Source organism: Paenibacillus barengoltzii G22 (assembly GCF_000403375.2).
GTDB lineage: Bacteria > Bacillota > Bacilli > Paenibacillales > Paenibacillaceae > Fontibacillus > Fontibacillus barengoltzii.
In genome coordinates this window covers 1,360,794-1,374,781 of record NZ_KE159652.1, presented here as the reverse complement: position 1 = coordinate 1,374,781, position 13,988 = coordinate 1,360,794, and the positions used below count along the sequence as shown (strand labels likewise).

Genomic DNA, 13,988 nt, shown 5'->3' with positions numbered 1-13,988 from the left:
CGAAACCAGATGCTTAAACATCGCTATTTACCATTAACCGAACAAGATCAAGCGGAGATGCTGCAAACGATCGGCGTAAGCTCCGTCCAGGAACTGTTCAAGGACATCCCGGAGAACATTCGCTTTCAAGGGGAACTCCCGGTATCTCCCCGTCTAGACGAATACGCGCTGATCCGGCACTTATCCGAACTGGCCGGGCGCAACGCCGACACCGACCGGTATACCAGCTTTCTAGGTGCCGGAATTTATGATCATCACATCCCTTCCGTCATTCAACACGTCGTGTCGCGATCGGAATTTTATACCGCGTACACACCCTATCAACCGGAAATCAGCCAAGGCGAGCTGCAGGCAATATTTGAATTCCAGTCGTACATCTGCGAGCTGACTGGCCTTAAGGTCGCTAATGCGAGCATGTACGACGGAGCCACCGCATTAGCGGAAGCTGGCAACCTAGCCGCAGCGGCTACCAGACGCAAACAGCTGGTCGTCTCCCGCACCGTCCATCCGGAAGCACGCGAGGTGCTCGCCACTTACGCCCACGGCTTGAACCTGGAGATCGTTGAGGTTGGTTGGGAACAAGGTGTGACCGATCGCGAGGCACTTACTGCGGCCATCACTAAGGACACCGCAGCTGTCTTGATCCAAAACCCGAATTTCTTTGGCTCCCTGGAAGATCTTCGAGCCATTGGCGAACTAGCTCATGCCCAAGGGAGCTTGCTGATCGTCAGCAGTAATCCGCTCGCTCTGGGCCTGCTGGAAGCGCCAGGGAAGCTTGGTGCCGATATCGTCGTTGGTGACGCCCAGCCTTTGGGGCTGGCCCCCTCCTTTGGCGGTCCAACCTGCGGCTTCTTTGCCGTATCTGAAACGTATATGCGCCGGATCCCTGGCCGGATCGTTGGGCAGACCACCGATCGCAATGGCAAGCGCGGGTTCGTCCTGACCCTGCAAGCCCGCGAGCAGCATATTCGCCGCGAAAAAGCGACCTCGAACATCTGCTCCAACCAAGCGTTGCTTGCCTTGGCTGCCTCCGTTTACTTATCCGTGATGGGTAAGCAAGGCATGGCTGAAGTAGCAGAGCTGAATTTGCAGAAAAGCCATTATGCCAAACAGGTGTTCACTGCTATCCCTGGCGTAAGCGCCGCTTTTGAGTCACCATTTTTCAACGAGTTTGTGCTTCAGTTGCCGGAGGGGACTGATCTGACCAAACTGCAGCGAGATCTGCTTGCCGCCGGATTTATCGGCGGGTACGATCTGGGACGCAGCTATCCTGAACTCGCCGGCCATCTGCTGGTCGCCGTGACGGAGAAGCGCAGCAAAGCGGAAATTGACCAATTCGCCCGCGTACTGGAGGAATCAATATGCTCGAAATAAAAGAGACGACGAAATCTGATGAATTGTTGATATTTGAGCGCAGCCGCCCTGGGCGGATCGGCTATTCTCTGCCGGAATGCGACGTCCCAACCACCCCGAAGGAAGAGCTCGTCCCCAAGGGCATGCTGCGGAGCGAAGACCTCGCTTTTCCCGAAGTTTATGAAGTTGACGTGATTCGGCATTATACCGCGTTGTCCCGCCGGAATTTCGGGGTAGACAACGGTTTCTATCCGCTCGGCTCCTGTACGATGAAATACAACCCGAAGGTGAATGAAGATGTTGCACGTTACCCTGGCCTGGCAAAAATCCATCCTTATCAACCGGAGGAAAGTGTGCAAGGGGCACTTGAACTGATGTACCGTCTGCAGCAGGATTTAGCCGGACTCACCGGTATGGATGCCGTGACACTGCAACCGGCGGCCGGAGCCCACGGGGAATGGACCGGCCTGATGATGATCCGCGCTTACCACGAAAGCCGCGGCGAGAAACGCACCAAGGTGATCGTGCCGGACTCTTCGCACGGCACGAACCCAGCCAGCGCCTCAGTCGCCGGCTTCGAGACGGTGACCATCCCGTCCACCAAGCGCGGCATGGTGGACCTGGACGCGCTGCGCGCCGCCGTTGGCGAGGACACGGCTGCGCTGATGCTCACCAACCCGAACACGCTGGGCTTGTTCGAGGAACAGATCCTGGAGATCGCCGACATTGTGCACGAAGCCGGCGGATTGCTGTATTATGACGGCGCGAACTCCAACGCCATCATGGGGATCGCCCGCCCTGGCGATATGGGCTTTGACGTCGTGCACCTCAACCTGCACAAAACGATGAGCACCCCGCATGGCGGCGGTGGTCCGGGCGCCGGTCCAGTTGGCGTCAAGGAGCGGCTCATACCGTTTCTGCCTGAACCCCGAATCGTCAAGGACGAATCCGGGCGGTACGCCATCCGCGGTGCTCGCTCCGAAGAGGCCGCAGGTGGCGCTGAGAGTGGATCGGGCAGCTCGATTGGCCGGGTGAAAGCTTTTTACGGTAATTTTGGCATCCTGGTTCGCGCATATGCTTATATCCGCAGCTTAGGCCCTGATGGACTTCGCCAAGTCTCGGAAAATGCCGTTTTAAACGCCAATTACATGATGAAACGCTTGGCGCCTTATTACGAATTGCCGTACCCGGATCAACCATGCAAGCACGAATTCGTCATGTCCGGCAGCGGGCTGGCGAAGTATGGCATCCGCACGCTGGACGTCGCCAAGCGGCTGCTCGATTTCGGCTATCATCCGCCAACTATCTACTTCCCGCTGAACGTAGAGGAATGTATCATGATTGAACCGACGGAAACCGAAAGCAAGGAAACGCTGGACGGCTTTATTGACGTCATGATCGCCATCGCGAAAGAAGCTGAAACGAATCCGGAAATGTTAAGGAACGCTCCGTACACCACTCCGGTGACGCGTCTGGACGAAACCGGCGCCGCCCGGAAGCCAGTGCTGAACTGTGCTTGCGGCTAAGGCCACCCTAACAAAAAAAGAGATGTTGCTATTTAAGCAGCATCTCTTTTTTTCATCAAAACATTAGAAATAAACTACCCAGATCACGAGCGCCAGCAAAATGCGGTACACCGCAAACGGCACCAGCTTGATGCGGTCGATGAGCTTCAAGAAGAATCGGATCGCCAACAACGCAAACACGAAGGCACTGATAAAGCCAACAACAAAGAAAGGCAGTGCATCGATCGTGAAATATTCCAGATTCTTCACCAAGGAAATAAAACTAGCCCCAGCCATGATCGGAACGGCCATGATAAAGGTGAAATCGGCTGCAGCCCGGTGGCTCAAACCTAGCAGCACCCCGCCGGAAATCGTCGAACCCGAACGGGAGAAGCCCGGCCAGATCGACAGACATTGGAACAACCCTATGCCGAGCGCCTGCTTGTACGTTATTTGGTCAACAGTATCCACGCTTGCGCGCTTGGGCGCAAACCGGTCGGCGGCGATCATCAGCAGCGCTCCGATCACCAGGCCAATTAATACGGTTGCGGTGGAGAATAGATGCTCATCAATAAAATCCTCAAATAACACACCAAGAATCCCGGCAGGAATCAACCCCACGATCACCTGCATCAGCTTCAACCGCGGTCCGCTCTGTCTGGCCGCTTCCCCTTTGGCCTTCGGCATCCAGCGCGACAGCCCCAGCAAATCGATAAATCGGTTGCGGAACACGACCAAGACCGCCAAAATCGAGCCGAGTTGGATCACGACTTTAAACGTGTTCGCCACATACTTTGAACCGAGCAGCTCCTCGGTTTTCAGCCACATATCATCCACAATGATCATATGCCCCGTGGAGGACACCGGCGCAAACTCTGTAAGTCCCTCCACCAGGCCAAGAATAATAGCTTTCATGAGTTCCAACAAGTTCATTTCGTAGGTTTCTCCTTATCTCTCTGTTTTGATGTTTCCGCGAAGCTCCTTCTTTCTCCGACGCAGCCAGAGGAAGCCCAACAACACACCAAATACTATAATAGCATAGGCGATGTTGGAATAGACGTCCATAAAGGCGACGATCTCTGCCCAGGAACCTCCTACCGCCGCTCCAAGCAAGACGAGCGCCACATTCCAAATCAACGTCCCGATCGTGGTAAACAGCAGGAACTGGCCAAATTTCATTTTCGACATGCCGGCCGGAATCGAGATCAAGCTGCGAATCAGCGGGACCATCCGGCAGAACAGTACCGTCCAATAGCCATATCGATCAAACCAGGCATCCGCGCGGCGGACATCTTCTTTTTTCAGGCGCAGGAACCGACCGTAGCGATCGATCCACCCTTCCAATCGGTCAACGTTCACCAGATACCCGATCCCATATAGGATCACGGCGCCAAACACCGAACCTAGCGTCGAGAAGACGATCACCGCTGACGGTGTTAAGCTCGTATAGGTGGTCATAAAGCCACCAAAGGTTAAGATTACTTCCGACGGAATCGGGGGAAATACGTTTTCCAAGGCAATCAGCAGGAAGACGCCAAAATAGCCAAACCTCTCCATAAAGTCTGTAATCCAGTTCTCCACGTTGTACCTCCCGTATTTAGCGAATCGCTTTTTTGACGTTGCGTAAGTAACGGGCCTGAATAAAGAAGAAGTAAACGACTTGCACCAGCAAAAAGCTAGCCAAGATCAGCACGGTTTGCCAAGCGACCGAAAAGTTAAACAAGTTTTGCATGGCCTTAAACGCAAACAGGCTATGGACAATGGCCAGCGCGATCGGCACGAAGAACAACACCCCTACCTGGCGAGTAATGATTCGCGCAAGTTCTTTATCTGTGAGGCCAAGCTTCGATAACGCCCCATACTGCCGCCGATCATATGCCAAATCGCTGTACAGCCGAAAATACAGAAAGCTCCCCGCTGCGATAAAAAAGACAGTGCCCACCAGTAAAGCGAAAAACAGCAAGGCTCGGTACGTTGTGCCCTGCACTTCCGCCAAGGTGCCGCTGATGGTCATGGCGTAAGGCCGGTCTGACTCGTAGCTGACTCTTCCGTTCTCGGTCAGCTCCGCCGCCAGGCCTCGGGTAGTTTCCAGAGCATCCACGTAAAACCCGGTGAACCGGTCCATCCCCAACCCATCACCCTCCTCTGCCGAAGCCGCCTTAAGCCGCTCCAGCGTGGCATCGCTGACCACCAGCCCGGAGAACGAACCCTCCCGATCATCGCCAGTCGTAGGCGTTAGATTCTCGGGCAGGGCGACATGCTGACTAATGCCGATCTCGCGGACCGTAAGCTCCGGTGCGCCCGCAAAGGTGTAGGAGACCGGCTTGCGCTGCAGGAGCTGCGGTCTCTCCCGCTCCGACCCAAGCAGCAGCAGTGCCTCTCCGTCTTTCGGCGAACTCTCGGACACTGCGATCCCCGCCGCCTCCAGCAGCCGTTTATAATCTGTGAACGAGAGCAGAGGCAGCCGATCCAGCGTGTCGGAAGAGCTTGAAGATACCACTTCCGCAAGAATGATGGGCAGGCTTAGTGTACGGTACGCAATTCCGCGTGCCCCAAGCTCACTTCGAATCGCCTCCAGATGCTCATCCTCTGCTTCGCTATCTCCTTTGGCCACATAGGCGATGTCCACCGGATAATCCTGTTCAAATTGATCCGCAAGCCGATTGACTGAGGCGAAGGCGCCTACCGCGCAGAACGTGACTGTTGAAATGATCGTTACAAGAAAGAACATCCGGGCATTCTCTTTCATTCGGTAAGCGAGACTGGATACGGTAATCAAGTTTGTTTTTTTCCAATAATAATCGAGTTGCCGTTTGATCCGTTGAATCAGAAACACACTTAGCTGCGTGTAGAAGAAATACGTACCCGCTATCGTCATCGCTGTCACCGGCAGCATACGGGTCAGCACGTTGGACGCCGTAGCTGTAGCCGCCAGCCCATAGCTGATACCAAGCAAGCCTGCCGCCAGCAACGACAAAACCAGGGAAGCCTGCGGCGGAGGGGCGGGCTTCATCTCGGCCTGGAACAACTCAATCAACCGGTGCGAACCCAACAGCATGGTCGTACAAAGCGAAATGATCAGAAACAGCAGCGAGAACGCCCCTAATGTCAGCAGCAAACCTTGCCAAGGCACATGGAAGGATAGCTGCGGAACACCGAGCAGATTGGAGCCTGCCATCAGAAACAGCTTGGCCAGCAGAAGTCCCCCGCCAATCCCACACACCAGCGCCCCTGCACCAATCAGCAGATGCTCCAGGAAGACGAGGTTACGCAATTGCTTCTCGGTCATGCCGTGCAGCAGCAAGATCCCAAACTCGCGCTTGCGCGAGCGCAGAAAAGACCCCACGGAGTAAATCACGAAGAAGAAGACAAACACGTACATAATCACTTCGGCGGACCAGAGCACTAACACAGCTGAACGATACATCACTTCTTGCTGAAGGCCGGGATGAAACAGAAACAAAGCGCAGACGAAAAAGATCATTACCGAAAACGCACTACTCAGAAAATAAGCAGCGTACGTTCGCTTGTTCCGCAGGACATTGTTATAGGCGAATTGACGAAAGGTCATGACTGTCCCCTCCCAGCAGCGACATCATGTCGATGATTTTCTGGAAGAAGGCCTGCCGATTGTCCCCGCGATACATTTCGTTGTACAGCTTCCCATCTTTGATGAAAATGACCCGATGGCAATAACTCGCCGCCAGCGCATCATGTGTGACCATCAGAATCGTCGCCCGATGCGATTCATTCATGGCAGCGAACGCCTCCATCACATCACGGGAAGCCTTCGAGTCCAGGTTGCCGGTCGGCTCATCGGCCAAGATCAGCGAAGGCTGGTGGATCATCGCGCGGGCAATCGCTGTCCGCTGCATTTGCCCGCCCGACAGTTCATAAGCATATTTGGACAGGATCCCCTCGATCCCAAGTCGCCGCGCCATCTCTAGCGCCTTGGCTTTCATGACCTGGACAGAAACCCCATCCAACGTTAAGGGCAATACGATGTTCTCCTCCACCGTCAGCGTGTCCAGCAGGTTGAAATGCTGAAAAATAAACCCCAGCTCCCGCCTCCGGAACAACGCCGTCTGCTCCCGATTCATCCGGTGCGGATCCTGACCCTGCAAAGTAACCGTCCCCGAAGTGGGTTCGTCGATGGTGGCGATAACGTTAAGCAGCGTTGTTTTGCCGCTGCCGGACGGCCCCATGATGCCAACGAACTCTCCTTCCTGGATTCGGAAACTTACACCATCCAAGGCTTTGGTCGCAATTTTTCCTTCATAGATTTTCGTTAACGCCGATACTTCCAATACCGCCATGCTGATCTAGCGCTCCTTCTTACTCAGTCCATCTACCTCGATTATAGGAGAGCTGTCAGCCTGCGCTCCATCGCTTAACCTTACAGTTACCTTACTCCCTTGTAAGCTTTACGGGTTCGGTTGAAAGATAATCCGCACGGTCGTCCCTGCACCGTACTGCGATTCCAGCTCCAGACGATGCCCTAGCTTCGTACAGATTTCCTTCGCTAAGTACAACCCCATCCCGGTGGATTCAGGAAAGCTCCGACCGTTGTCTCCCGTAAAATAAGCGTCGAATACCCGCGGCAGATCACTGGCTGGAATCCCTATGCCTTCATCCTCAATCTCCAGCACCGTCTCACGTCCGCGTACAAAGCCGCGGAAATACAGATTCGCCCGTTCCTTCACGGTATATTTCACAGCATTAGTGATCAGCTGCGTCAGCACGAATGACAGCCATTTCTCATCCGTAGTAACCTGAAGTCCCTCAGGAATTTCGATCATGGGATAAACCTTACGCCGGATGAACAATCTTTTCTGGGCTGACGTCACGGAACGTACCAAGACCGCCATATCGAGTGTTTCGGCCACAAAATCATGCTCAAACGTATCCAACCGAGCCGTATAAAGCACCATTTCCAATCCTTTGCGCAACCGATCCAGCTCATCGGCAATTGCCACAGACTGAGTGTCATCTTCATGCTGCACCATCAGATGGATGACGGACAACGGCGTTTTCATTTGATGCACCCATTGATTGATAAAATGGCGATGCCCCTCGATCTTGCTCTGCTGCTCGCCGGTTTCCTGCAAGTACAGACGATATTGCGCCTTCAAGAAGCGCTGCAGAGAGTCGGCCAGCGGCGAGCCCGGCTTCATTTCGGCAAAGGAGCGCAGCGAATCGGGCATCTGCTCCAGCAAGCGGTAGAACGAGCGGTTGGTCCAATAACGGACGATGAGAAAGATAGCCAAGATGCACGTGCTCAGGAGCGCCCCGTATACACTGATCGCCGCATGGCGGTAACCGTCAAGCCAGTACACCAAAGTCAATACAGCGAGTTGCAGCAAATACACGATCATATACGGACGTTGATCCCGCCAAAATAAACGCATGGGCTCACTCCCCCCAAAGAGGCACGAGCCGATAACCTTGACCTCGAACAGTTTGCAGCGCATTATCAATCCCGAGAGCGGACAGCTTCTTTCGCACCCGAGTCACGTAAACGTTAAGCGTATTGTCGTCGACAAACGCCTGGTCATCCCAAATCTTCTCCAGCAGCCGGTCTCGGCTGACCACCTGCTCGATTTTACTCATCAATTCGTCCAAAATTTTAACCTCAGTTAAGCTCAGCTCAATTCGTTGATCCCGCAAGCTGAGGGACAGGCGGTCCCGGTCCAACCGCAGCCCGGCGACCGTTACCGTACGGTCATCTCCACTCCCGGCATAAGTTCCATAGGCGCGGCGCAGCTGGCTTTTGATTTTGGCAATCACGATATCGTAATCAAACGGTTTGGTGATATAATCGTCAGCTCCATTTTCCAAGGCCATCACCTGATCCATCTTTCCTTCACGCGCCGACAAGAACACGATTGGACAGGTCGATAAGTTGCGGATCTGGCGACACCAATAGTAGCCGTCGTATTTCGGCAGGTTGACGTCCAGCAGCACAAGATGCGGAGCGTAGCGCTCAAACTCGGTTTTGACTTCGCTGAAGTCCGAGGCCGCCAACGTATCGTAGCCAAACCGTTGTAAATATTGCTCCAACAGCTCCACAAGCGGCTTGTCATCTTCCACAATAAAGATTTTGAACATCGTGTTTCTCCTTTTCTAGCAATCCCACTCCCTGCATTGTAGCAAATAATCCCCCCAGAAATAAAATAGAGAGGCTTAGCCGTGAAGCTGTCACCTCTCTTAACCGCATCAATGTGTTAGATTTCCTCGTCGCTCCAGAACACATCCCGCCGTTTCGGCCGGGCAAGCAGCTTGATTCCCCCGCCGATCAGCAAGACGGCGACGATCGTCGGACGGAGGTATTTTTCAATTCGATAGTAGATATGAAGCTCAGGGAAATTAGCATCTAGTACTGGAATGATCAGTTCCATCCCCACGAAATAAATTCCTAGCAGAATCAACGCAATGCCCAGCCAATGCTGGTATTCACCGCGGGTTTCCAGAAGCGGTTGATCCTCCATAGGTAAAATACCGTAGCGGCTCGTCTGCTGCAGACCGTCGAAGAAACAATAAAACCAGATGATCGGGAGGATGAACAAAAACACCGACAACCGCAGCACATCAATGATATAGAAGCTGCCCAGGAACAGGACCATCATTTGCAGGCCGCGTTTCTGCAACCCGAGGTACATTTGACCTGCCCCGGGAAATGCGGATAACAATGTCGCCAGCACTTTGCTGCGCCGACCTTCTATTCTTCCGGCTTCCCAGTCGTCAAAGGGGGTTCGGTCAACCAACGGCTCGCCCGCTAATTTCCGGTGCACGAGCTGCACCGCATCGAACATGCTGTACAGCCAAATGATCGGCAGCAGACCAAGGAACAGCAGAAACACGGAATCATGTGTAAGGCCAGATACAAAAAACATCATCGTGATCAAGCCAAAAAAGGCGATCAAAAACGAAAGCCCGCGCTGCATAAGTCCAAGTTGAAAATGACCCAGACCGGGTACAAACGACAGCAGGATGGTAAAGAATTTCTCCGACTCTCTTCCTTCGCCGGTCATCTGACGAACATGCTCCCGGTAAGCCCGTTCCTCCGGCGATTCGCGAAGCATCGTGATCAACAGGTCAAACATCGAGATCAACCAGAGAATAATGGACGCGACCAAGGTGAACATGGCCATCTCCCCGCTGTCCGCAGCCATTGCTACAACCAATCCAAACAAAATTCCGCCAAAAAACAGGATCGGATAGGTGATCCCTCTTCCTTTTTTGCCCCAATAGAGATGTCCCAGACCGGGGATAAAATTTAACAGTAAAGCTAACAGTCGATTTCGCTCATACGGCATATGCTTTCTTCCTTTCCTCGATCATCGCTTCATACCATTCCTATAGAAAATGAATTTGTTATCGTTGCCAGCTGTCAAGCCAGCTGGTTGTTGCCTTCATCATCCGCTCGCTCAGAGAGGATGAGTTCGGACGTTGGATCAGTTGATTGCTTTTTAACGCGATATGATCAAAAACACCGCTTCCCAGCAGCAATGCGGTCAAAGTTGCCGCAATCACATAGTGCAGCAACGGATGACGACTCCAGGCTCTGCGGCTGCCGGTGCGCGCCTTCCTCTCCCTTGCACACGGAAGCTTTTCTATGATCGATTGCCGATAGGCTGCCTCATCTATCGGTCCCGGAAGCTCGCGTTCCAAGGAGGATAGTACAGCCGCATAACCAGCAAAGGCCGCCTCATCCCCTTGCAGTAAGGCTTCCAAGCGTGACTCCGTGTTCGTATCCAGTTCGCCGCTAATATAACTGCGCCATAGCGCTAAATCCTCTGGCTTATGTTGGCTCATCCCCATTCCTCCCTTGACCAGTGCTCACGAATATAGGCCCTCGCCCGGTATAGCTTCGATTCTATTGTTTTCACCGCTACACCTAACTCTGCGGCGATTTGATCATGACTTTTGCCTTCCAGATAAAATTTCGTAACGATCTGACGATGCCCCGCCGGAAGCGCGGCAATTCTTCGACGGACCTCCACAGTCCGCTCAGCATGGAGTAAACCAAACAGATTACCTTCATCCGAATCCGTTGCGTGCAGGTCCAGATCCGCCGGGTCCCAATGCTCTTCCTTGCGCCGGTCCCGCTTCCGCTTGATGTCAATCGACTTGTTAACGGCGATCCGGGTCAACCAGGTTTTAAGACCTTGAGAGCGATACTCCGGGAGAGATTTATAGATTTGCAGGAAGGTTTCCTGGGCAGCATCCTCCGCTTCCTTGGCATCATGCAGCACCGAGTAGGCTACTCGATACACATAGGTCCCATATTCCTGGATCAACCAAGGAAAGACGCTGTGATCTCCCTTCTGAAATCTTAGAACAAACGATCTTTCATCAATAACTCTCCCCTCCTCCCATCATATTGACGACGGTTGTCCGCCCTGCCCCTGCATACTAATTGAAAAAACGTTTGAACCCGCAAAAGTGCTACAAACTACCCAAAAAATTGTTCATGTCATAAATGTTTACATTAAATTCGACTATTTAAATATTTTGAAACTGCCTTTAAAATCGTTCTACAAATCGTTATAGCTTGATAACCAAAGGTTTAAGCGCTTTATTCGCCCTTTAACCTGTTTGTCAATATACATGACATCAAACTATAATTTCTCTCAAGTTAACAACCATTGTGGCAGTTTTTATTACATAACGTTAACTTAATAACATCTTGGAGGTTGATGGAATGAAGAAGTGGACATCCCGAAGTTTAAAGACCTTATTAGTTACCGGCCTCGCCGTGACTGCACTGCTCCCCAATTTATATCTCTCACCAGCTTCTGCAGCCGAAACGGTGACAGGTACCGTTACCGCGACTGAAGTTGTCAAGAAGCTGCCGAAAGTACAGGTGATCGCCACCGGCGGCACACTTGCCGGGCAATCCACGGATGAAACGAGCTTCCAAACCTATCGAGCCGGCTCGCTGCCAATTGCCGATCTCGTAGCCTCCCTCCCCAATAAAGACCAAATCGCCGATGTCTCTACATATCAATTCGGCAACTCTGGCTCCAGCGCCTATACGATTGAGCAATTATACGATCTTTCCTTGAAAGTTGACGAAGCCCTCAAAACCCAAGACGGGGTTGTGGTAACAACCGGTACGGATACGATGGAAGAAATCGCCTACTTCCTGGATCTGACCGTGCGCAGCCCCAAACCGGTCGTTGTTACAGGTTCCATGCGACCTTGGACGGTCATCGGGACGGATGCGCCAGCTAACCTTTATAACGCTATTAAGTTGGCGGCGAGCGGAAAGACGAAATATTTCGGCACCGTCGTCATGCTGAACGACGAGTTCCATGCCGCCCGTGAGGTTACGAAAACGAACTCCTATCGGACCGATACGTTCGTAACGCCGGAAATTGGAGCACTTGGTTATATCGACGAAAAAACGATCCGCGTTTACCGCGCACCGTTCCGTGCTCTAAAATCGGCTGCAGATTGGGCAACACCGTTTGATCTGAGCAAAATTAGCAAAAAGGACTTGGCGAAGGTCGAAATCGCCTACTCCTATCAAGATGCCGGTGCAGGTGCAATCAGCGGATTTGTCGCCAACGGAGCCAAAGGCATCGTTACGGCTGGCACCGGAGCAGGCGGGATCTCCAAGGCAATGACCGAAGAGCGTAAAGCCGCCATCGAGAAAGGCGTTGTGTTCGTCACAACGACCCGGACCGGATCAGGCAGCAACTATTCCAGCGGTGAAGGGATTATCGCCGGTGACAACCTGAACGCCGCCCATGCTCGCATTCTCTTGCTGCTCTGCTTGTCCTTCTCGAAGGACTTCGATACCGTGAAGAACTGGTTTACGACCGTCGGGTATGGTCAAATTGAGCTCCCGGCGAAGTAAGGAAACTGAATAACTCCACCTCCCCATTCATATATTTAGCAGCGCGGTTCTTTATGAACGCGCTGCTTTTTTTGACTTGGATTGACGAGCCTAAGGGGAATCGGTAAGATTTGGAGGGAGGTGTTATCTACCATGACCTTACTGCTTACACTGGGTGGAATTCTGATGTTTCTTGCGGTTGCGCTCGGTGCCTTCGGCGCCCACGCCCTCAAAAACCGTTTAACCGAAGATCGACAAAAAACGTATCAAACGGGCATCCAATACCATATCGCCCACGGAATCGGACTCCTTCTACTGGGGCTTACCGCAGCACAGCTCGAGAGCGAATCACTCATCGTCCTCGCTGGCTGGTTCCTGCTTGCCGGAATCATTCTATTCTCCGGCAGCCTGTATGCCTTGAGCTTGACCGGCATCCGTAAGCTAGGCGCCATCACGCCGTTAGGCGGCGTCAGTTTCCTCGCGGGTTGGGTGATCTTTGTGATTGCGGTGATTCAAGGCTAACTAGGAGTTTTGCACAAAAAAAGAGTACCTCTCCCATTGAGAGGCACTCTCTTTATTTTATTGACTTATCGCATCCCGCTGCGGAAGCGTTGCGTATAAGCTTTGACGTCCTCCGCTGTACGCACGCGGTTGCGGCTCCATTCCAGCAAGATCCGGTCAATGTACCGGAAATGGACCTTTCCGGCAAATACCGCTTCCTTCAGTGCCAATCGGATCAGCTCTTCTGGATAACGGTCTTGGTCCACCCAGCTGGAGATCGTCTCGCATTCCATCGGCGAAAGCGGACGGGCAAATTCTTTTTCGAAGATAACAAATAAGTTCCGTTCCGGCTCCTCACGAACATCAGGAGCAGAATCTACCGGCTTGCGGCCGGATGCGGCCGATGGCTGCGCAGCCAGCCACTCGCCCAGCCGCTTGTACATACCATGCAAATTATAATGCTCCGAATGGATGCCGGTTGCTTCATCAACCGTCTCGTCGATGCTGATCCAGCCTTCCTTCAATAAACCGCGAATGACCGGGGCAAGCGTTCCGGGTGCCATGTCCATCCGTGATTCCAGCTGCTCAATCGACGGGAAATCGTTACGCTCGATTTGCTGGAAAGCCAGTAACTGGATCAGCAACATCGCTTCTGTATCGCTTAAACGGAGCTTCCGGTAATGGGCAAGCAGCGGGTAAGGGATGTTCACCATCCCCGCCTCCATCCCGAGAGCCATGCCCTTCGCCCAAGCGTTGTTGCCTTCATTCATGGCCATAGATTAAGC

Annotated in this window: 14 protein-coding genes; 4 read left to right on the top strand and 10 right to left on the bottom strand. The window is 53.0% G+C overall.

The annotated features are described in order from the left end of the window. Window positions 1–9: 9 nt before the first annotated feature. Entirely contained in the window at window positions 10–1,374 is a 1,365-nt protein-coding gene (gene gcvPA, locus C812_RS06475; protein ID WP_016311864.1) for an aminomethyl-transferring glycine dehydrogenase subunit GcvPA, read from the top strand. Continuing rightward, entirely contained in the window at window positions 1,362–2,879 is a 1,518-nt protein-coding gene (gene gcvPB / locus C812_RS06470) for an aminomethyl-transferring glycine dehydrogenase subunit GcvPB (RefSeq protein WP_016311863.1), read from the top strand. Before gcvPA ends, gcvPB begins: the two co-directional genes overlap by 13 nt. 63 nt (window positions 2,880–2,942) lie before the next feature. On the opposite strand, the gene C812_RS06465 is transcribed toward gcvPB, so the two are convergent. From C812_RS06465 to C812_RS06425, 9 genes are all read right to left on the bottom strand, one after another. Next, window positions 2,943–3,791 (bottom strand): undecaprenyl-diphosphate phosphatase, encoded by an 849-nt coding sequence (locus tag C812_RS06465; RefSeq protein ID WP_016311862.1) that lies wholly within the window; start codon window positions 3,789–3,791, stop codon window positions 2,943–2,945. Window positions 3,792–3,806: 15 nt separating this feature from the next. Further along, window positions 3,807–4,439: a DedA family protein gene (locus tag C812_RS06460; RefSeq protein WP_016311861.1), complete on the bottom strand. Its 633-nt coding sequence runs from the start codon at window positions 4,437–4,439 to the stop codon at window positions 3,807–3,809. 16 nt (window positions 4,440–4,455) lie between these two features. Then, entirely contained in the window at window positions 4,456–6,429 is a 1,974-nt protein-coding gene (locus tag C812_RS06455) for an ABC transporter permease (RefSeq protein WP_016311860.1), read from the bottom strand. Next, a complete protein-coding gene (locus tag C812_RS06450; protein ID WP_016311859.1) occupies window positions 6,404–7,174 on the bottom strand; it encodes an ABC transporter ATP-binding protein in 771 nt (256 codons plus the stop codon). Before C812_RS06450 ends, C812_RS06455 begins: the two co-directional genes overlap by 26 nt. A 108-nt stretch (window positions 7,175–7,282) precedes the next feature. Further along, window positions 7,283–8,266 (bottom strand): sensor histidine kinase, encoded by a 984-nt coding sequence (locus C812_RS06445; protein ID WP_016311858.1) that lies wholly within the window; start codon window positions 8,264–8,266, stop codon window positions 7,283–7,285. 4 nt (window positions 8,267–8,270) lie between these two features. Continuing rightward, window positions 8,271–8,966: a response regulator transcription factor gene (locus C812_RS06440; protein ID WP_016311857.1), complete on the bottom strand. Its 696-nt coding sequence runs from the start codon at window positions 8,964–8,966 to the stop codon at window positions 8,271–8,273. Window positions 8,967–9,082: 116 nt separating this feature from the next. Next, window positions 9,083–10,174: a hypothetical protein gene (locus C812_RS06435; RefSeq protein ID WP_016311856.1), complete on the bottom strand. Its 1,092-nt coding sequence runs from the start codon at window positions 10,172–10,174 to the stop codon at window positions 9,083–9,085. Window positions 10,175–10,232: 58 nt separating this feature from the next. After that, window positions 10,233–10,673 (bottom strand): hypothetical protein, encoded by a 441-nt coding sequence (locus C812_RS21475; protein WP_016311855.1) that lies wholly within the window; start codon window positions 10,671–10,673, stop codon window positions 10,233–10,235. Continuing rightward, window positions 10,670–11,134 carry an RNA polymerase sigma factor gene (locus C812_RS06425; protein WP_232228340.1) on the bottom strand — a complete coding sequence of 155 codons (465 nt, stop codon included), beginning with the start codon at window positions 11,132–11,134 and terminating at the stop codon, window positions 10,670–10,672. Before C812_RS06425 ends, C812_RS21475 begins: the two co-directional genes overlap by 4 nt. A gap of 428 nt (window positions 11,135–11,562) precedes the next feature. On the opposite strand from C812_RS06425, the gene C812_RS06420 reads away from it, so the two are divergent. Both C812_RS06420 and C812_RS06415 read left to right on the top strand, forming a co-directional pair. Beyond that, entirely contained in the window at window positions 11,563–12,723 is a 1,161-nt protein-coding gene (locus C812_RS06420) for an asparaginase (protein ID WP_016311853.1), read from the top strand. A gap of 132 nt (window positions 12,724–12,855) precedes the next feature. Continuing rightward, window positions 12,856–13,224, top strand: a complete 369-nt coding sequence (locus tag C812_RS06415) for a DUF423 domain-containing protein (RefSeq protein WP_016311852.1) — start codon at window positions 12,856–12,858, stop codon at window positions 13,222–13,224. A 65-nt stretch (window positions 13,225–13,289) separates the two neighbouring features. Here C812_RS06415 and C812_RS06410 read toward each other — a convergent pair whose 3' ends face one another. Then, a complete protein-coding gene (locus tag C812_RS06410; protein WP_016311851.1) occupies window positions 13,290–13,979 on the bottom strand; it encodes a DnaD domain-containing protein in 690 nt (229 codons plus the stop codon). Window positions 13,980–13,988 lie beyond the last annotated feature (9 nt).